The following is a 17,311-nucleotide window of genomic DNA, read 5'->3' as shown; positions in this document are numbered from 1 at the left end:
CTCGATTCATCGAACAAGGTCGACTCATGAATAAGCAGGAACTCATTGACGCAGTCGCGGCCGACGCCGGTCTGAGCAAAGTCGCCGCGAGCGAAGCCATCCAGGCCGTACTCGACGTCATCACGCATGCGGTTAGCGCAGGCGACAGCGTGCAACTCGTCGGTTTTGGCTCGTTCTCGCAAGGAGAACGTGCGGCTCGGACTGGCAGAAATCCGACTACCGGGGCGGAGATTGAGATCGCAGCAGCGAAGACGGTGAAGTTCAGTGCCGGGAAGGCGTTCAAGGATGCAGTGAACGCGTCTTGAGGCAGTTTAGGGGAGGCCAGCTGGAAAAGCGGATTTGCGGGCGGAAAGTGCAGACGTCTACACAATTGCGCGATCGGCTGGCCTTAGTCGGATGCCACAGTCGTTGAACATCGCCAGAATATCGGGCACATCGGCGTACGTGGTGACGTTACTGCGCGGACCAGAATATTCGCTTTGGCTACCTGCCCGAGAGTATCCCCCTCGTTGACGTCGCGTTCTGAAGCGCGAGAACTGAAGGGGAACATATTAAGGGCTATGTTACCCTTCATTTCGGGACATTCTGGCATGTCGCCGAAACACAGCCGCTCACACAACCAAAGTTGTTACTACGTTTCAACTAATTTTGTTACTACCGGCGGCCGGCAGGGTTCGTTGGCGACATCCCGCCAGCCCGAGCTCCTCGCGGAGCCGCTTCAGACGGGCTTTCGAGCGGAGTTTCGCGGCCAAACCGAGCCAGCATGATCAAAGCTTTTATCCAGCTGGCACCGGCTCGTCAGCCATGTCGATCGACGATTGCGACAAAACTTTGGTTGAAATCGCACATCGGATTACAGCTTTAGTTGACGCCCTCGCGCCGCTAGACACATCTTTAGTTGAAACGGAGTTTCCCGCTGAGCCCCGACAGGCCTGGGTTTCGGACATTTCGCTACGCTGGCGGATGGTTACATCTTTAGTTGCGTGAGTGGGTGCCCCGGAATCGTCAGACGCTGACAGCTCGGCGTGCGAGAATCGGCGGGTTAGCGGTCGCGTGTCGCGACTGCCACCATGCACCGGGGGAGCCAGCCGTCATGCGGCCGAATGACTATTACAACCTGATCGTGTCCGGAGAGGACGGCCATTGGGACCGGGGCGAGGGCGCGACGCCGAAGGGGCGATTCCACTACCGATCGGTAGAGACGGTCGCGGCGCGATTCCCGATGAATGATGCGGTCGAAATGAGCCTCAAGTCGTTTCCGGCGGTGTTCGCCTGCGAAGGAAAGGGGGACTCGAAGATTCCTGCGATCGTCGGACGTATCACGAAGGTCGAGCACCGAAGCGACAACTACTACCTGCATTTCGAGGCGGATCCGAACGTGCCGCCGATTCCGCAGAGGACGTTGCTCGAGCTTGCCGACGCGTTGGATATCAGTACGCGCGGTTTTGGGGATCTCGGCTGTACCCATTGGTCCGTCAAGCAGGTCGATCTGTACAGCGTGCTGGAACGTAACCATCTGATTGCTCGACAGCCGCCCGATGTGCGCGCTGTACGTCCTGCGAGTGGCTTTTCCACCCCGTTGGGCCGGGAACTCGCGCGGGTGGCGGCCGGCGCCGAAGCGGCACGTGTGGCCATGGCGGCGACTGCGTCCCGTCAAGTTGGCGTCGATTTACCGACCGGGTTCACCGGCGTGGCGCCGGTCGCCACCCCATCCCGCGTGTTCATTGTGCACGGTCACGATCAGGCGGCGAAATTCGAAGTGCAGGCGCTTCTTGCCAAGCTCGGTCTCGAAGGCGTAATTCTCGACGAGCAGGCCGGTCGGGGCGCCACGATCATCGAGAAGTTTGAGCGGGAGGCTGGCACGGCTACCTTCGCCGTGGTGCTGCTCACCCCTGACGACAAGGGCGGGGTGTCTGCAGCCGCTGTGGATGACCTCAAGCCACGCGCGCGCCAGAATGTGATCCTCGAACTCGGCTATTTCGCGGCGAAGCTCGGACGAGGACGCGTCTGTGCATTGCGTCGGGGGAATGTCGAAATCCCGTCCGACTTCAGTGGTGTGCAGTATCTGGACTACGATGCCGGCGGTGCCTGGAAAGCCGCGCTCGCAAAAGAAATCCGCGCGGCTGGCCTGCCGGTTGACTTGAATCACCTCTGATAGAGGGGCGATCCGATGCGCGAAGGGCTCGCCGGATGGCGAGCCCTTCGGAAGAGATGGGGGAACAGAAAATGCAGCGGGACACCGCCCAGACCCACACTTCTGACCCCTTTAGTAATCTTGCCGCCGGAAAAACGACGGGCTTGTGTGATGATCTGCAACTGGGACGTACTATAGGCGGCTCAAGTTCCCCGGTCAACAAAAATTGGTTGTAAAAAACCGCCCCGAGAAATGCGCATCGAAATGGGGTGCCAGAAGCGGGGTGCCTGAACCCGCACCGAAAAACGACGCACTCAAAAGCGATGAAACACGATTCCAGACTCGCCGATTTCCCGCTCACTCGTGAGCAACACGTGTTCGTGACCGTCTGGTTCAACATGACTCACGCCTATTCGCTCGATTCGCACCGGGTTCGCGTGATGCACGCTCTAAACATACTGGAAGAGCTGATGCGTGTATGCAGCTACGCTCACGCGAAGGCCGAGGATCGCGCGATGATCGGGAAGGAGGCGCTTGGTATCCTAGAAGCCGAGGCGGTATTGCTCCGCGCACGGTTCAAGGCATCGACGCAGGGAATTTGCATTTTGCTAGGAAAGGTGTACGGGCCGAATGCCGAGAAGGGGGGGGCTGACAAGTACGCTGCATTGCTGGATTCGCATCTGCGTGAATACACCGCCCTCTTGAAGGCGCACTATCTCGACGAGCTGTTTGACGGCCTGCAAGCTGTACTGCTGACACCTGATGCCCGCGTCGAGGTGGAGCGCTTCAACGAGATTCGTTCGCTGACCGGTGCGCTGCTCAGTTACCTACTCGCCCGTGGTCAGAGCCTCGAGGGTCTCTTCCAGCTCTATCGTCAGGTCCTGGTTCCGGTGAAGCCGTCTGCTAAGCCATATGTATTTGCGCAGCGATTTGATCTATTGCGCAGGATCGTCACGTCGCCGATTACTTCATGGCAAGCCTATTTCGCGATCGACGGAATTACCGACGTCGACGCGTTCCCGGATCAGATCGGCGACATTCGGTTTGTGCGTGAGCTTCGTCGCGAGCTGACTGGGATGCGGAACCTGAACGAAAGGCCGCGTCGACTGTATGCCACGAGCGAGATTGAGGCGGTCGACATGCGTGCCGCCGGTCAACTGCTACACGAGCAGATCAATCGGGTGCTCGATCTCGTTCGCTTCGAATACGACCACGCAAATATCAACGTCTCCGATGACTTTGCCGTCTGCCGCTCGGGCGGCGGTTCTTGGCGCGTACTGCCGATCCCGAAGGTGGTACCAAATCCTCGAGCAGCTGTCAGTCGCGAGGAGTTGCATCGGTTCGCCGAAAGTGTCAGCCGTTTGGTGACCGGAGAACGTTTTTCGCAGGAAGGCCGTGATCGGGTACTTTCAGCCTTCCGTCTGTATCGGACCGGTGCGGATACAACCAACTTCGAGAACAAGCTTGTCAACTGGTGGACGGGCTTGGAACAGCTCGCGAAGGGGGCCGGTGGAGTCGGCTCGATCGGCGCGGCCGTCGAGTCAAGTCTGACGCCTGTTCTGATGGGAGCCTCAATATCCAACCACCTGGGTGCCTATCGAGAGGTTTTGCTCGAGCATTCGATCGAACTCATCGATCCGGCCGGCGGCCAACCGATCCCACTGAAAGAGTTGGGCATTGCGCAGCTCTATGACGTGCTCGCCCAGCCGGTCCATCGCAGAACGATTCGCGATCGCCTACAGGACGCGCCGTTTGCGCAGATGCGTTTCGATCAGTTTATCGGCTTTCTTGACGCACCGCAGGCGATGAGCGCCTTTCTCGACAAGTCCGAACAAGGGTTGCGCTGGCATCTGCAACGGGTGTGGCGCGCCCGCTGCGACATCGTTCACAGCGCGGGCAGGATGGTGAACATTGCGTTGTTGTGCGCGAACCTCGAGGCATATCTGAAGTCGGTGCTGACCGCATTGCTCGCCGCTTTCGGGCGCATCCCCACACTCGGAAGTCCGCAGGAGTTTTTTATCCGCGCCGAGCATAGCTATGCGATCGCGCGCGAGGGGCTGCGGCGCAATGATGCCGACCCGCTCAAGGCATTTCTCAAGGAACTGAAGCAGACAGCTTAGCTCCAGTTGATCGTTGTGACGTCATCAGGCCGTCAGGGGGAGCGAGTAGGTGGCTGCCCAGCCTGACAGCTCGTATCCCGCAGACGGTGCTTACGGACGACGGCGGAGCTCCTTTTTCTCGCGCCGTTGCGGTTGTGCCCGAGTTCTGTGCCCATACTCGGAGCGCGGCAGTGATCCGGCCTCGCGCCGGATCGCCTGACGTGCAGGACGAGGAGCGACGCGTCGGCGCGCGTCCTTTTCATCTTTGACATCAAGAATGGTCGGGTCGAGAACGGCCCGGTCGAGGACGAGCTCGACAAGGTCACGCGCGGCTTTAACATCAGGTACGTCGGTATTGCCGGCGTGAGACAGGTTGGAGCGAACCGTGTACAGATCGCCTGCGGACTTTTTCATCGCGGTCACTGCCTGCGCCTCCAGCCCGTTGGCAGTTGCCGCGCGCTCGACCAATTCGCGCACCGCTTTTCCGTGCGACACCATTTTGAGATTTCGGAGTGCACTGCCCAAGCCCGTATCGGCGCGCACTACTCGGTCTTGGAGTCGCCTATCGATCCATTTGGCCACAGACGGCGGGCGACGCCAAGATGGCGCCAGCGAATCGAGGATGGTGAGGTAGGTCAAGAACTGCGACCGCAGCATTGCGTCGTCTTTCGCGCTGACATAGAGATCGAGGGCAGCAAGCAGCCGGGGGTCTTCGACGGCAGGGCATGTCTCCAACCAGTTTGCCCAACCTTGCTTTTCGTTACTGATTGACATCTCAGCCCAGGTGGCGCTCGGAGTGTGTTTCGCCGGGATCAGCGTCGGAATCGGGCCGTTGTGGAGTTCCCCGTGGACCTTGTTCAGTTTCTTGAACGGGCCGATCCGGAAGGCAGCGCTCATACGCAGCGATAAAGCCGGCAACCGCGCGCAAAATTCCTCGAACACGTTTTCGGCCTCGGCCTCCGTCATTGGGTCGAAGAGTAACCACTGGTGCACGGCCGTCGAGCTGACGGCCGCATGCTTTTGTGGGAACGCTTCTCGGGTGTGCAGGCGAGCCGGCTTGCCGAGAATGGTGACTCGCGCATGATCGGGGCCCAGCAGGTCCCCGCGGGGTGCGGTGATCGGGACGTGGAGCCAGTAGAGCGATGGGTTCGTGTCGAGCGTAGCGTCGAGCATGAAAACTCCGGAAGGAACGTGTGGTGGCGGGGACAGAATATACGGCCAGATCGCTTAAGCGGGGTTTAAACACGGCGGGTGGCAGGTACACGGCAGACCTTGCCGCTCGCGACGCCTCGGACGCGGCCGGCACCGGCGTATAGCAGGGCATGGGTGTAAAAGGGGCACGTCTGATAAAACTAGTCTTATCAGATGGGCGACTTTTCCTCGTCAGATTGGTCGTTCTCGGAGACACTTTCGTCTGACCCTTGACCGGCGGGGCCGGGCAGCGCCGGGCGCGCGATCGCGGCGAGCTCGCCTGTGCGCGACGCCGACCGGGCACTGTGCGGTTCGCTACGGTTTCCGTATCGCGCCATACGTCGCCTGCCGATCTCTCGCTACATGGAGCCGCCCTATGTCGTCACCCGCTGTTGACCTGACCGCCCCGAAAGCGGTGCTGCACGAGCTGCTCGACAATGATCGGCGCGTGCGGGACGAGTTCGTCGCGGCCCTCGGCACGGAACTCGAACAGCTGGCTGCAGGAGTCGCTGCATGCTTCCAGCGCCTGCCGCGCATCAATGAGCGGCTCGTCCAGTTCAACACGATCCGTACCGACTTGATGGGCGCGTTCGCGCTCGGTGTGCTCGACGACCTGATGGTCTCCACCAAGCTTTTGCTGGGGGGCAAGTTGCCCGCGGGCGGCAACGTGATGCGCCAGGCGATCGAGGGCGTAGCGATGGCCCTGCTGTGTTCGACAGACACCCTGTTAGTGATCGAACAAAAGGAGAATCGGCCACCGGTGCAGGCCCGGTACTGGAAGAAGGTGTGGGCGGGCGACAACCGCGTGCAGGGGCAACACGCCATTCGGCAGCTGGGTTGGAACGCAGCCGCGCTCGGCGTGAGGCCCGAGGGCATCAAGAGCTTGCGTGACGCGCAGCAGTTCTTTCACCCGTTCAGCCATTGCGGGCAGGTCGCGATCGTCCATCGCGCAGCCCTTGAGCAACCCGGCATTTGGAACCTTGGCGGGCATTTTGAGGCCGCAAAGCTCGACGGTTATCGGACCCACATGGCGCAGCGCATCGGATTGTGTGGTGTGCTGCCGGGGTTCCTTGACCACCTTCTGGCGACGCTGCCGCCGGTGAAGCTTGCGGCTACCGAGTCAGCCGGCCGGACCAACCCGCCGGAGCCAGCGTGACGGTCGTTCTCTAGGACACGCCTATGCCCATCACCAGCACCGACGACCCGACGACCCGACGACACCCGAGCGGATCCCCGCTGCGTTCCGGTCGACCACGCCCGACCGCGTGCGGCGCCACGTGCAGGACGCGGGTGATTGCCTGCCGGCTGAGCAGCGGCAGCTGCTGCTCGCCGCCGCGGCCGAGCTCGAGGGCAGCGAGTCCGCGTTCGTCGGGCTCGTCGACCAGAAGGAGGCGCTGCAGCGCGCACTGGCGCAGGGCCAATCCAACCTGCGCGCGGCGCTCGCAAGCCGCGTGCGGAGCTAACCCAACCTGTCTTGCCCGGAGCCCATGATGGATACCCGCATTGCTGCCATGATCGCCGCGAACCAGGTCGGCGCGATTGCACTCGACACCTCGGTGTTCGACGCGCAGCAGCGCAACCTAGAGGGCGGCTTGCTGCGGCGCGTCGAGCAGTTCCATCGCAGCGACCGTGTCCGGGTGTTGATGCCGGACGTGGTGAAGCGCGAGGTGCTGGCCCATCTGGCACGCGATGCTGAAAGCGCACGGACGGCACTGGCGCGCGCGGTGCGATTGGTGACCAATGCCCGGCTGCTTTCCACTGACGCGGCTAAGCAGTGTCAGCTCGTTCAGCGCCAGATGGAGGAACCGGCGAGAGCAGCAGAGTCGAGACTGTCCGGCTGGTTGGCCCGCACGCGTGCCGAGGTGCTCGACGTCGCCGCTCGGGTCGACATGCGCGCTTTGTTTGATCGGTACTTTGCGGCGCAGGCTCCATTCGCCGAGTCGAGCAAGAAGAAGCATGAGTTCCCCGATGCGGCCGCGCTGCTGGCGCTCGAGCACTGGGCCGACGAGCACGAGACCGCCGTGCTGGTGGTGTCGACCGATTCCGACTGGCAGCGATTCTGTGCGGTGCATCCGCGGTTGATTTGGACGCCCAATCTGAGCGGCGCCCTTGGTGCGTTTCAGGACGAAAGTGCGCAGTTTGCCGCGCGACGGCTCGCCGAGTCGATCGACGATGGCACGGCGGGTGACCTCGTCGACACCTTGTTTGAGGAAGGACAGAAGTTCTTGAACCAGGTCGGCTTGTCTGTCGATGCCCGTTCGGCATTTGGCTTCACGTGGAGCTATCGCGCACAGCTTGACGGGATGAGCTGGCCCGCGCTGAATCGAGCCCTTACGGAATTCGAGGCAGTTGATCACGGCGACGGCACGGTGGTGGTGCGAATCAAGAGTAAGGTTCTGGCAAAGATCGTGATGACATTCCTGTTTTCGGCGGGAACAGGCACCGGTGACGCCTCGCTCCCGATCGGCAGCAAAACGATGGCGTTGCTCGAAGAGATTCCGTGCGAATTCCTGGTCACGCTCGACGCAGACACGTCGAATCGGGTTGTCTTCCGCGACATTGAATTTCTGCCGACCTCTCATTCGATTGTCCTCGGCGAGATCGAACCGGCCTGGAAGGAGCCAGGCGAACTGAAGGGATGGCACGATGCGTTTTCTTGATGTTGGCGCTGTTCGAGAGGTGAGGGGGCTACCGCGCTAATTTGCCTGCCCCCCGCCCACTTCGCGCTGTATCGCGCGTATTTGGAAGGGCTCGACGAGCCGACGCTGCACGCGCACTACGGCGTGCCGGGCACCGACGTGCGTGTGACGCGCCGGACGCTGCACGACGTCGCGGTGATCGACGCTCTCTTGGTATTGGCCAAGCTATTGTTGGCGGGGCAGCTGCCGGCGTCGGGCAATAATGTGATGCGGCAACCCTGGAAGGGCTCGCGATGGCGATCCGTTTTTCGCGGTTGCGGTCCGCGCCGTCTCGCCGCTGTCGATGCTCTTGAAAGAAATGTTTCCTACGCTGGGAAGTGTCCGTCGCTCTTCGAGCAACAGCCGTAACAAAAGATGGTCCTTGGTGACAAACAGCGGAGGCGAAAATGCAAAAAATAACGGTTGCCAGAGAACTTGGCGGTTTTTCGCGCCGATCTGCCATTAAGGCGCTTTGCGCATCAGGCTTTCAGGTGCTAGCCGGTTGCATCACACTCGGGCTGGTGTCCGCAAAAGCGGCTGATACGTTCACGCAACCGACTCTGGATTCTCTGACCAACATGAAATATGTTGGAAAAATTCGCCTGAAGCTGAATGGTGAATTTATCTATGCGTACCATCCACAGCAGGGAAATATCGGGGCGACGGACTGGCACTTCCGGCTGTCCCCAAGATCGGGCGTTACAGGGAACACGATTGTGAACGATAGCTGCACGATTTTCACGCTCGAGGTAGGTCACTGGAGCACGAACGTGACAGGTTACTGGATAAGGTATGGGAGTATGGCATGGCAGGCGGTTCCAGGCGATCCGTTGACGTTCTGGAACAACGACCGTCAGGCGAAAGGCCCTCCCGAAGACGACGAGTTGTTCTATTTCGAAGTTGTTGATCCGACTAAGAACATCGTAAGGATCAAGAGTCGATATTCGAAATATGTAAGGCTGTCGGGCACCGTTCTGGATGTTGACGCAGACGCGGAACGCGCGGCACATTTCGAGGTGGTCTTTGTGTGAATCACATGATGTCTCGCGATAAACTTCCTGCGGGTGTCGTTAGCAGGACAAGGCGTAGGCCACGCTGCTGCAGGCGCGGCGGATGTGCTGGATGTTTTGCAAAAGAAACTTCGCTTGCACGATTACGAATACGGGGAGCACGGTATCGGCCGATACCGCTTGCATTGGGTATCGACCGACCACGGACAGGGACCTTAGAAGCCGCAGACCAACTTGCATTGATAGACTGGCTTCCCATCGGGGCCGATTGTCACACTGCACTCGGTGTGACAATCAGCATCGAGCGGTATGACGCCGTTGTTGACGAAAGCCTTGTGAACGTCCGCGCTCAGCGCTGCAAGCTTGTCCTGAGTTTGTTTCTGTATTTGCTGATCCATGTTGGTCTCCTTGTTCTTGAGGGCTCGAATGAGCCTTTATCAGCATAGGAAAGATTCTTTGAAACTGCCCTGTCTTTTTCTGACGGGAAAATTCGCCGCGACGCGAGGCACCGGAACAACAGGAGGCTTTGGAATGATTTCGGTTTGGGTGAAGAAGCAAGCGAACGGCACATTCAAGGGGCAGTCGCTCGATTCTTGGCTTCGAATGTCCGCTGTGTTCAAATAAAAGACGTTGAACTGTGGCGAGAGCTGCAACTGATTTCGAGACCTTACCCCAGCTATCCGTGGCTTCATGCTTCGGTTAACGTTACAAAAAAATTTCATGCAAAAGGGGGGCGAAATGCACATCGAATTCGTCGAGATCGCGAATTTCAGGAAGCTCTTGTCGGCCCGCGTGGATCTGTCGCTCACGACGACGCTGTTCGTCGGTGCGAACAACAGCGGCAAGACGTCGGCTATGTTGGCCCTACGGCGCTTCCTAACGCCTCGCCGCTGTCCGTTCGACATCCACGACTTCACGTTGTGCCACTTGCCGGTGCTCGTGGACATCGGCGAAGCGTGGCTTCGGGCGAATCAGGAGGGGGGCGTGGCTGACCTCACCGTGGATCCCTGGGTGCAAGCGCTGCCGGCCTTGGATCTGTGGCTGCAGGTCAAGGAGGACGAGGTTCACCGGGTCCGAGACTTGGTCGCGCTCATGGACTGGACCGGCGGGCGGCTGGGAGTGCGACTGCGCTACGAGCCCAAAGACCTCAATGCACTGTTCAAGGAGTTCGTCACCGCGGTCACCGAAGCCAATGCCATGCGCGCAGCAGCTGCGGCTGCCGCAGCCGCCAAGGCTGCGGGCGCGGGGCCCTCACCCACGTTGACGGTTTGGCCCGAAACTTTGGTCGACTTCCTCACCAAGCGGCTGACCTCGATGTTCATGATCCGGGCCTATCCGCTGGATCCAGCGCTACTTGCCAACCCTGAAAAGCTTCGGGCCTTGCCGCAGTCGCTTCCGGCAGCGGCATTGCCGATCGAGGGCGATCCTTTCAGTGGTCTGATCAAGGTGCATGACATCCCTGCGCAACGCGGCTTTGGCGAGATCCCGAATGGGGGCGAAGATGAAGGCGAGCTTCAAACCTCGGCGGGCGGTACGCGGCTCTCAGAACAACTCCGAAGCTACTACGCCAAGCATCTGGATCCAGCAAAGGGGCCTGATCCCACGGACCTGGAGGCTCTGCAAGCCATGGAGGCGGCTGAGGATGCATTTGACCTGAAGCTGATGGAAAGCTTCAATGAATGCTTTACCGAGGTGGCGGGCCTGGGCTATCCGGGTGTCAGCGACCCGCGCCCGCGCGTATCGACACGCTTGCGTGCGATCGATGGATTGAACCACAGCGCGGCGGTCAATTTCGAGGTCGACGTGGTTTCGGATGCGGGCGCGGTTATGCCCATCCTGCTGCTGCCGGAGGGTAGCAACGGGCTGGGTTACCAGAACCTCATTTCGATGATCTTCCGGCTGATGAGCTTTCGCGATGCCTGGATGCGCGTCGGCAAAGCGTCCAAGAGTTCCGAGGCTGCGAGCATTGAACCACTTCACTTGGTTCTCGTGGAGGAGCCTGAAGCTCACTTGCATGCGCAGGTGCAGCAAGTCTTTATCAAGAAGGCGTACGAGGTGCTGCGTAGGCGTCCAGAGCTGGGGGAAAGCGACGCACTGCGTACGCAACTGATCGTCAGCACGCATTCGAGTCACGTTGCGCATGAGACGCCCTTCGCGAGCCTGCGGTATTTCCGGAGACTGCCGGCTGGCATGGTGGCCAAGGTGCCGGTGTCGACGGTGGTCAACCTGTCGCAAGTCTTCGGGGAAGGCACGGAGACCGAGCGTTTCGTCACCCGGTATTTGCGTGCACAGCACGCCGACCTGTTCTTCGCCGACGCAGCGATCCTCGTCGAGGGACCGGCTGAGCGCATGCTCGTCCCCAACTTCATTCGGGCCCACTACAAGGTGCTGCATCAGAGCTACGTCACCTTGCTGGAGATTGGCGGTAGCCACGCCCATCGTCTGCGTCCGCTGATCGATCATCTAGGCTTGCTGACGCTGATCGTCACTGACCTGGACAGCCTGACAGCGACGGGGGGCTCATCAGTTCAACCCGCTCTGGGCGCAGGCCAGAAAACCAACAACGCCACCCTAAAGAGCTGGGTGCCAGCCCAGGACGACGTCGATGCCCTTATCGGCGCGACGCCGGCGGCCAAGACGATCACGGATGCCGGTGACACTCTGTTCGCGGTGCGCGCGGCGTACCAAACACCCGTTGAGGTCACGATGCCAGGCTCCACCGCCAAGGAGACCGCCTACCCCTACACCTTTGAGGACGCTCTGGTGTTCGAGAACGTGGCCTTCTTCGCTGCGTTTGCCGGCCCAGGATTGAACGCTAAGTTCCGAGCCGCCATCGCCAAGGGTGGCGGTGCAACCGCGGTTGGTGCCAGCATGTACACCGCGCTCAAAGACGGCAAGAAGGCCGAATTCGCTCTCGACGTCTTGATGGCGGACGGCTTCAACAAACTGAAGGTGCCGCAGTACATCGCCGAGGGTCTGGAGTGGCTGCTGGAACAGATGAAAAAGAAGCAGGTGGAAATCTTGACGACGGCGCCGGCCACGGCCGTTTCGATTCCCACCGCCGCGAGCCCGGGGCCGGGGGCGAAGCCATGACGGCCGCCGACGATCAATTCGATGCCGAGGCCGACGCAACGATCATCGCGTGTCTTGACCTGGGCAAGCCCAGAAGCTTTTTCCTGTACGCAGGTGCTGGATCAGGGAAGACGCGATCATTGGTCAGCGCCGTCAGAAAGACGATCGATGGCGAGCACGGCCGGCAACTTACCCTGACCGGCAGGAAGATCGGCGTCATCACCTACACCAACGCCGCTTGCGACGAAATCAAGCAACGCCTTGAATTTGATCCTCGTGTCGAGGTCATGACGATCCATGCCTTCTCATGGTCGCTGATCGGGGGCTTCAACGTCGACATCCGTCAGTGGGTTGCCAAGAACCTTGAAGAGGAGATTGCAGAGCTCGAGGAGCAGCACAAGAAGGGTCGCCCCAACACGAAAGCGGGCGTTGAACGGCTTCGATCCATGGAGAGCAAACGTCGCCGCCTGACGCGTCTGGATTCCATCGTTAAGTTCATCTACAGCCCGACCAACGACAACCGAACGCGCGACTCTCTGAACCACTCGGAGGTCATCGCCATGACGGCGGCCTTCCTGACCAGCAAACCTGGACTTCGGCGGATGTTGGTCAGCAGGTGTCCGGTGTTGCTCATCGATGAGAGCCAGGACACGAACAAGGTGCTCATGGATGCCTTCCTGCATCTGGAGGAAGAGTTCCATAGCCGCTTCTGCCTGGGACTTTTCGGCGACATGATGCAGCGCATCTACTCGGACGGAAAAGAGCGGCTGGACAAGGCCATCCCGGCCAGGTGGGCCATGCCTCGCAAGCGGATGAACCACCGGTGCCCGTCCCGCGTCGTCGAGGTTATCAACAGCATCCGTCACGATGTCGATGGCGAGGAACAAGTCCCCCGCAGCGACGCTGAAAAGGGTGTGGTCCGGGTCTTCATTGCGCCACAAGCGGGCGCCGACCCCTTCGCCATTGAAGCGGCAGTACACCAGCGTATGGCGACGATCGCTGGTGACCCGGCCTGGCAGAACTCTGACACGGTGAAGACGCTCGCCCTTGAGCACCTGATGTCTGCAAGGCGATTCGGTTTCGCGGAATTCTTCGAGCCGCTTTGGGCGGTCGACAACCTCAGGACGAGCCTGCTTCAAGGCGCCGGAGCAGGTCTTGGATTCTTCATCAGGGAAGTGTTGCCGCTGATTAAGGCGCTTCGTGCCAACGACCGCTTCGGAGCTACTGCGATCATCAAGGCGTCGTCGCCCCTTCTGGATCGCGCAGCGCTTCAAGAGGCTGGATCGAATCAGGTCGCGCAGCTTGGCAAGGCTAAGGCAGCGTGCGACGGGCTTCTGGCGCTGATCACGGAACAGCCTGAGATCGATGCTGAGGCTGTGCTCGAGTTTGTCGCGCAGACGGGCCTGTTTTCCATCCCCGATACGCTGGCTCCCTTCGTTTCCGGTGACGCCAAGACTGTGGCGGCCGAGGACAACGCAGGGCAGGGCGCTCAGGTGGAGCGCACCGAGGACGGAGAAGCCGAAGACACCAGTCCTGAGCTGGGCGCATGGAGCAAAGCGCTTGAGGCACCATTGACCCAAATTGAGCGCTACGACTTGTACGCACGAGGACAATCGCAATTCGGGACGCATCAGGGCGTGAAGGGGCTTGAGTTCCCACGCGTGCTGGTCGTGATCAATGACGACGAGGCGCGAGGTTTTCTTTTTGCCTACGACAAATTCTTCGGTACCAAGGAGAAGTCAAAGGCGGACCTTGAAAATGAAGCCGCCGGCCGAGAGACCGGTTCGGACCGCACCCGCCGCTTGTTCTACGTGACCTGCAGCCGGGCCGAGAAGAGCTTGGCCATCGTCTACTACTCGCCGGATCCAGCACTGGCTCGCAGTGCCATCCTCCAGTACGGATGGTTCGAACAAGACGAGGTCGAACTGATCAACTGAATCGACGCAGCCCATCCAGTGGCAACTGGTCTGCAAGTCGCTCGCACAAATTTGGCACTCGCTCGGCGAAAGGCAGCAATGCGTTTGGCAGCAGCCGGTGACGGAGCAGCCGAGAAGTCCCGCTGTCGCTGCGCAGCGGTCGTAAGGCGTTCGCAGCTGAATGTTTTCTTGCGCTCGCTCAGAGCCGTTCGCGTCGCCCCAGAACCGCCATTCGCGGTCGCGTGCAGTTCCTGGCGTTGGGATCGACGCAACAGCGAGATAGGGAACCTTATCGCTACAGTGCGATTGTCGCCCAAAACTCAGGTCTCGCCCAACGCGTGCAAGGGCGGCCGGCGCTGCGACGGTGCCGCGCGGGAGTTGACAGCGGGCTTTACAACGCCTGGGCCAATGACATTTTTACTTCGCAAACGGTGACAGCTTTAATTTGGTCTGCGGATATTCACGAAACGGCTCCGGGATAAGTTGTCCAGGTCCATCTCGTACTGATACGACGTAGAATGCTATCGGCATGCCAACGAGTTGTCCGATGTTGGCCAGGACTGCTGGATTCGCCGCAAGTGCCTGAGGGAGAATGGTTTTGCAGCCGCTCGTTAGTTCTGGCCGCAGATCGACAAACAGCATCTGGACATCGGCAACATTGATCATGGATACATCTCCGTGGTCCGCGCGATCGCGATTGACGGTACGACTGCAACACGTACCCGGTGACACCCGAGGTGTTGCATCCGCGCTGAACAGCTGTAACGACACCCCGGGACAGTTCCGTACTTCGTCGGGGTCAGCAACGCCCCAGCGGGTGAGCGGAACCACCGGAGACAACAGAGACCAGCCCATGTACGGACGATTCAAGAAAGCGTCTTCGTTGCCCCACGCCGAACGCTCCATACGGATAGCCTCCGGGGGCGGGCGCGCTCACTTTCTCGAGCGCGGCGGTAGCGTCCTCGTCCAGCACGAGATCGCAAGCGCCCAGCGCCTCCTTCAGGTGAGCAAGCGTGCGTGCGCCGAAAATTGGTGCGGTCACGCCAGGGCGATTGCTCAGCCAACTCAGTGCGACTCGTGCTGGTGTGGTGCCGAGGTCGTTGGCGATTCGAACGACTGTATCGACGGTTGACCAATTGCGGTCGTTCTCAGCATATTCCGACGATACCCATTGATAGAGCGGCTTGCTCGATCCTGCGCGGGTATTCGGCGCCGGCGTGTTTCCGCGCTGATACTTGCCCGTCAGGAAGCCTCCGGCGAGTGGCGACCAGGGCAGGATACCCACTTCGTTGTGAAGTGCTGCGGGAATCACTTCCCACTCGCTCTCGCGCGACAGAAGGCTGTATTGCTGTTGGAGGCTCAACGGGATCGTGACGCCCATTGCCCGCGCGGTGGAGATCATCAACTGAAGTTGCCAGCCGGTAAAGTTTGATAAACCGACGTACAGAATTCGCCCCGCCTTGACGGCGTCGTCGAGAAACGACAAGGTTTCCTCGACTGGCGTGAGCGGGTCCCATGCGTGCAATTGATACAGGTCTATGGTTTCCTGACCCAGCCGCCGGCACGACGCATCGAGGGCCCTCTGCAGGTGGCGTCGCGACAGCCCGACATCGTTAACGTCGGGGCCCGTGCCTCCGCGTCCCTTTGTGGCGAGCACGACGCGATCCGTGATGTCGTTTGGACGATCTTTCAACCAGCGTCCGACGACCTGCTCAGCGATTCCTCCAACATACACGTCGGCCGAATCGATGAGATTGCCGCCGCCTTCGACAAAAGCGTCCAGAATCGCGAATGCGTCCGGCTCCGAGGTTTCGTCTCCGAAGTACATCGTGCCAAGTCCGAGCGTGGAGACGACCATGCCCGAGCGTCCGAGTGTGCGGTATTTCATTGCGAGATTACCTGTTGACATATTTCGAGCGGGCCACGCTCGAGTATTGGGAGGATGGCAAGACAGTGAGGTGCAGGCGACTCGTGGAATTTTAGAAAGGATCGCCGCATCTGATTAGCCGCTAGAATACGAATGGACTTAGTGGGCGGACTTATTAATGGCCATTGAAGACTTCACAGGTGTACTCGCCTTCATTGCTGTCGCGCAGGAGCGGAGTTTTACACGCGCAGCGGCGAAGCTTGGCGTAACGCAATCGACGCTAAGCCAGACTGTGCGAGGACTTGAGGCGAGGCTGGGTGTCCGGTTGCTGACCCGCACGACTCGAAGTGTATCGACTACCGAGGCGGGTGCTCGTCTGCTCGAAACGGCAGGCCCACGGCTAGCAGAGGTTCAAGCCGAAATGAACGCGGTTTCCGAACTGCGGGACAGACCCAGCGGACTGCTCCGGATTACGGCGACCGAGCATGCTGCAGATACGGTCCTATGGCCGAGACTTGCCAAATTTCTCAATACCTATCCCGACATCCAGATCGAGGTGGCGATCGACTATGGAATGGCTGATATCGCGGCCGAGCGTTATGACATGGGAATTCGGCTGGGTGGTACGGTTGCCGATGGCATGATCGCCGTGCGCGTTGGGCCGGATCAGCGATTCGCTGTAGTTGCTTCACCTTCCTATATGTCGACACATCCCGCGCCTGCAACACCAGGGGATCTCGCCAAGCACAATTGCATCAGCTTTCGCTTGCCGACACACGGGGGGCTGTATGCATGGGAATTCAAGAAGGGAAAGAAAGAGGTACGCGTCCGGGTGCAGGGCCAGATGATATTGAACGGTCTGTATCAAACCATCACAGCTGCACTGGCGGGCGTCGGTCTCGCATTTGTCCCGGAGGACGTCGTTCGCCCGTACATCAACCAGGGCCGGTTGGTCGAAGCCATGCCGGATTGGTGTCCGGTATTCCCGGGTTTCCATCTCTACTACCCAAGCCGCCGCGGAACGTCGAAAGCGATGTCGCTGCTGGTAGATGCATTGCGTTACCGCACATGATCCCTTGAGGACGAAGCGTGATTAGGGCGCGTGGCACAGAGGGGCGGCAAATCATAGCGCTGTCGCGCAACGAAGCGGTGTGCTGGGTCGTTGCAATCGGGATCGCAGGACTGCGGAGCAGAGATGGTGGAGTTCCGTTAGGTCGCGTATGTGCAGGCAATACAGCTGAAATTGCGGATTGGCAATCCAAGGCCTCGCCCTTCGATTTCTACGACAAGCCGTACTACGTGACAACGGCGATGAACCATCTGGCCGAGCCGTTCGGCCTCAGT

At 60.1% G+C, this 17,311-nt stretch carries 15 protein-coding genes; 11 read left to right on the top strand and 4 right to left on the bottom strand.

The window, feature by feature from the left end; all coding sequences use genetic code 11:
* The first annotated feature begins 8 nt into the window (after nt 1-8).
* The 3 genes from AC1Z3W_RS30115 (at nt 9) to AC1Z3W_RS30105 (ending at nt 4,254) form a co-directional block, all read left to right on the top strand.
* Nucleotides 9-305 carry an HU family DNA-binding protein gene (locus tag AC1Z3W_RS30115; RefSeq protein WP_483509625.1) on the top strand — a complete coding sequence of 99 codons (297 nt, stop codon included), beginning with the start codon at nt 9-11 and terminating at the stop codon, nt 303-305.
* A gap of 788 nt (nt 306-1,093) precedes the next feature.
* Nucleotides 1,094-2,155 carry a TIR domain-containing protein gene (locus AC1Z3W_RS30110; protein WP_483509205.1) on the top strand — a complete coding sequence of 354 codons (1,062 nt, stop codon included), beginning with the start codon at nt 1,094-1,096 and terminating at the stop codon, nt 2,153-2,155.
* Nucleotides 2,156-2,457: 302 nt separating this feature from the next.
* Nucleotides 2,458-4,254 carry a hypothetical protein gene (locus AC1Z3W_RS30105; RefSeq protein WP_483509204.1) on the top strand — a complete coding sequence of 599 codons (1,797 nt, stop codon included), beginning with the start codon at nt 2,458-2,460 and terminating at the stop codon, nt 4,252-4,254.
* 90 nt (nt 4,255-4,344) lie between these two features.
* On the opposite strand, the gene AC1Z3W_RS30100 is transcribed toward AC1Z3W_RS30105, so the two are convergent.
* Nucleotides 4,345-5,406: a hypothetical protein gene (locus AC1Z3W_RS30100; protein ID WP_483509203.1), complete on the bottom strand. Its 1,062-nt coding sequence runs from the start codon at nt 5,404-5,406 to the stop codon at nt 4,345-4,347.
* A 394-nt stretch (nt 5,407-5,800) separates the two neighbouring features.
* Here AC1Z3W_RS30100 and AC1Z3W_RS30095 point away from each other — a divergent pair, with 394 nt between their 5' ends.
* The 5 genes from AC1Z3W_RS30095 to AC1Z3W_RS30075 all read left to right on the top strand — a co-directional run bounded on the left by AC1Z3W_RS30095 (nt 5,801) and on the right by AC1Z3W_RS30075 (nt 9,133).
* Nucleotides 5,801-6,580, top strand: coding sequence for a hypothetical protein (locus AC1Z3W_RS30095; protein ID WP_483509201.1), 780 nt, complete (start codon nt 5,801-5,803; stop codon nt 6,578-6,580).
* Nucleotides 6,581-6,689: 109 nt separating this feature from the next.
* Nucleotides 6,690-6,887, top strand: coding sequence for a hypothetical protein (locus AC1Z3W_RS30090; protein WP_483509199.1), 198 nt, complete (start codon nt 6,690-6,692; stop codon nt 6,885-6,887).
* A gap of 27 nt (nt 6,888-6,914) precedes the next feature.
* Nucleotides 6,915-8,084, top strand: a complete 1,170-nt coding sequence (locus AC1Z3W_RS30085; RefSeq protein WP_483509197.1) for a PIN domain-containing protein — start codon at nt 6,915-6,917, stop codon at nt 8,082-8,084.
* 81 nt (nt 8,085-8,165) lie between these two features.
* Nucleotides 8,166-8,471 carry a hypothetical protein gene (locus AC1Z3W_RS30080; RefSeq protein ID WP_483509195.1) on the top strand — a complete coding sequence of 102 codons (306 nt, stop codon included), beginning with the start codon at nt 8,166-8,168 and terminating at the stop codon, nt 8,469-8,471.
* Nucleotides 8,472-8,509: 38 nt separating this feature from the next.
* Nucleotides 8,510-9,133 carry a hypothetical protein gene (locus tag AC1Z3W_RS30075; RefSeq protein WP_483509193.1) on the top strand — a complete coding sequence of 208 codons (624 nt, stop codon included), beginning with the start codon at nt 8,510-8,512 and terminating at the stop codon, nt 9,131-9,133.
* Nucleotides 9,134-9,327: 194 nt separating this feature from the next.
* Here the strand turns inward: AC1Z3W_RS30075 and AC1Z3W_RS30070 are convergent, their stop codons facing one another.
* The gene (locus tag AC1Z3W_RS30070; protein WP_483509191.1) at nt 9,328-9,510 is read right to left on the bottom strand and encodes a hypothetical protein; all 183 of its coding nucleotides are present in this window, start codon (nt 9,508-9,510) and stop codon (nt 9,328-9,330) included.
* A gap of 340 nt (nt 9,511-9,850) precedes the next feature.
* Here AC1Z3W_RS30070 and AC1Z3W_RS30065 point away from each other — a divergent pair, with 340 nt between their 5' ends.
* Together AC1Z3W_RS30065 and AC1Z3W_RS30060 are read left to right on the top strand one after the other, a co-directional pair.
* Nucleotides 9,851-12,205, top strand: a complete 2,355-nt coding sequence (locus AC1Z3W_RS30065) for an AAA family ATPase (RefSeq protein WP_483509189.1) — start codon at nt 9,851-9,853, stop codon at nt 12,203-12,205.
* Nucleotides 12,202-14,121, top strand: coding sequence for a UvrD-helicase domain-containing protein (locus tag AC1Z3W_RS30060; protein ID WP_483509187.1), 1,920 nt, complete (start codon nt 12,202-12,204; stop codon nt 14,119-14,121). The genes AC1Z3W_RS30065 and AC1Z3W_RS30060 overlap by 4 nt, the downstream gene beginning before the upstream one ends.
* A 396-nt stretch (nt 14,122-14,517) precedes the next feature.
* On the opposite strand, the gene AC1Z3W_RS30055 is transcribed toward AC1Z3W_RS30060, so the two are convergent.
* Nucleotides 14,518-14,766, bottom strand: coding sequence for a hypothetical protein (locus AC1Z3W_RS30055; protein WP_483509185.1), 249 nt, complete (start codon nt 14,764-14,766; stop codon nt 14,518-14,520).
* Between the two features lie 133 nt (nt 14,767-14,899).
* Nucleotides 14,900-15,988: an aldo/keto reductase gene (locus tag AC1Z3W_RS30050; RefSeq protein ID WP_483509183.1), complete on the bottom strand. Its 1,089-nt coding sequence runs from the start codon at nt 15,986-15,988 to the stop codon at nt 14,900-14,902.
* 157 nt (nt 15,989-16,145) lie between these two features.
* On the opposite strand from AC1Z3W_RS30050, the gene AC1Z3W_RS30045 reads away from it, so the two are divergent.
* A complete protein-coding gene (locus AC1Z3W_RS30045) occupies nt 16,146-17,039 on the top strand; it encodes a LysR family transcriptional regulator (RefSeq protein ID WP_483509181.1) in 894 nt (297 codons plus the stop codon).
* The last annotated feature ends 272 nt before the right edge of the window (nt 17,040-17,311 follow it).

This window comes from Burkholderia sp. 10_S31 (assembly GCF_056930375.1).
The sequence above is the reverse complement of the archived record's forward strand: the minus strand, read 5'-3'. Positions and strand labels throughout refer to the sequence as shown.

What these genes read in the sequence shown, in the direction of transcription:
- AC1Z3W_RS30085 (WP_483509197.1), top strand. Translation starts at nt 6,915, where the DNA reads ATGGATACCCGCATTGCTGCCATGATCGCCGCGAACCAGGTCGGCGCG.
- AC1Z3W_RS30050 (WP_483509183.1), bottom strand. Translation starts at nt 15,988, where the DNA reads ATGAAATACCGCACACTCGGACGCTCGGGCATGGTCGTCTCCACGCTC.
- AC1Z3W_RS30065 (WP_483509189.1), top strand. Translation starts at nt 9,851, where the DNA reads ATGCACATCGAATTCGTCGAGATCGCGAATTTCAGGAAGCTCTTGTCG.
- AC1Z3W_RS30060 (WP_483509187.1), top strand. Translation starts at nt 12,202, where the DNA reads ATGACGGCCGCCGACGATCAATTCGATGCCGAGGCCGACGCAACGATC.
- AC1Z3W_RS30055 (WP_483509185.1), bottom strand. Translation starts at nt 14,766, where the DNA reads ATGATCAATGTTGCCGATGTCCAGATGCTGTTTGTCGATCTGCGGCCA.
- AC1Z3W_RS30105 (WP_483509204.1), top strand. Translation starts at nt 2,458, where the DNA reads ATGAAACACGATTCCAGACTCGCCGATTTCCCGCTCACTCGTGAGCAA.
- AC1Z3W_RS30110 (WP_483509205.1), top strand. Translation starts at nt 1,094, where the DNA reads ATGCGGCCGAATGACTATTACAACCTGATCGTGTCCGGAGAGGACGGC.
- AC1Z3W_RS30100 (WP_483509203.1), bottom strand. Translation starts at nt 5,406, where the DNA reads ATGCTCGACGCTACGCTCGACACGAACCCATCGCTCTACTGGCTCCAC.
- AC1Z3W_RS30070 (WP_483509191.1), bottom strand. Translation starts at nt 9,510, where the DNA reads ATGGATCAGCAAATACAGAAACAAACTCAGGACAAGCTTGCAGCGCTG.
- AC1Z3W_RS30095 (WP_483509201.1), top strand. Translation starts at nt 5,801, where the DNA reads ATGTCGTCACCCGCTGTTGACCTGACCGCCCCGAAAGCGGTGCTGCAC.
- AC1Z3W_RS30075 (WP_483509193.1), top strand. Translation starts at nt 8,510, where the DNA reads ATGCAAAAAATAACGGTTGCCAGAGAACTTGGCGGTTTTTCGCGCCGA.
- AC1Z3W_RS30045 (WP_483509181.1), top strand. Translation starts at nt 16,146, where the DNA reads ATGGCCATTGAAGACTTCACAGGTGTACTCGCCTTCATTGCTGTCGCG.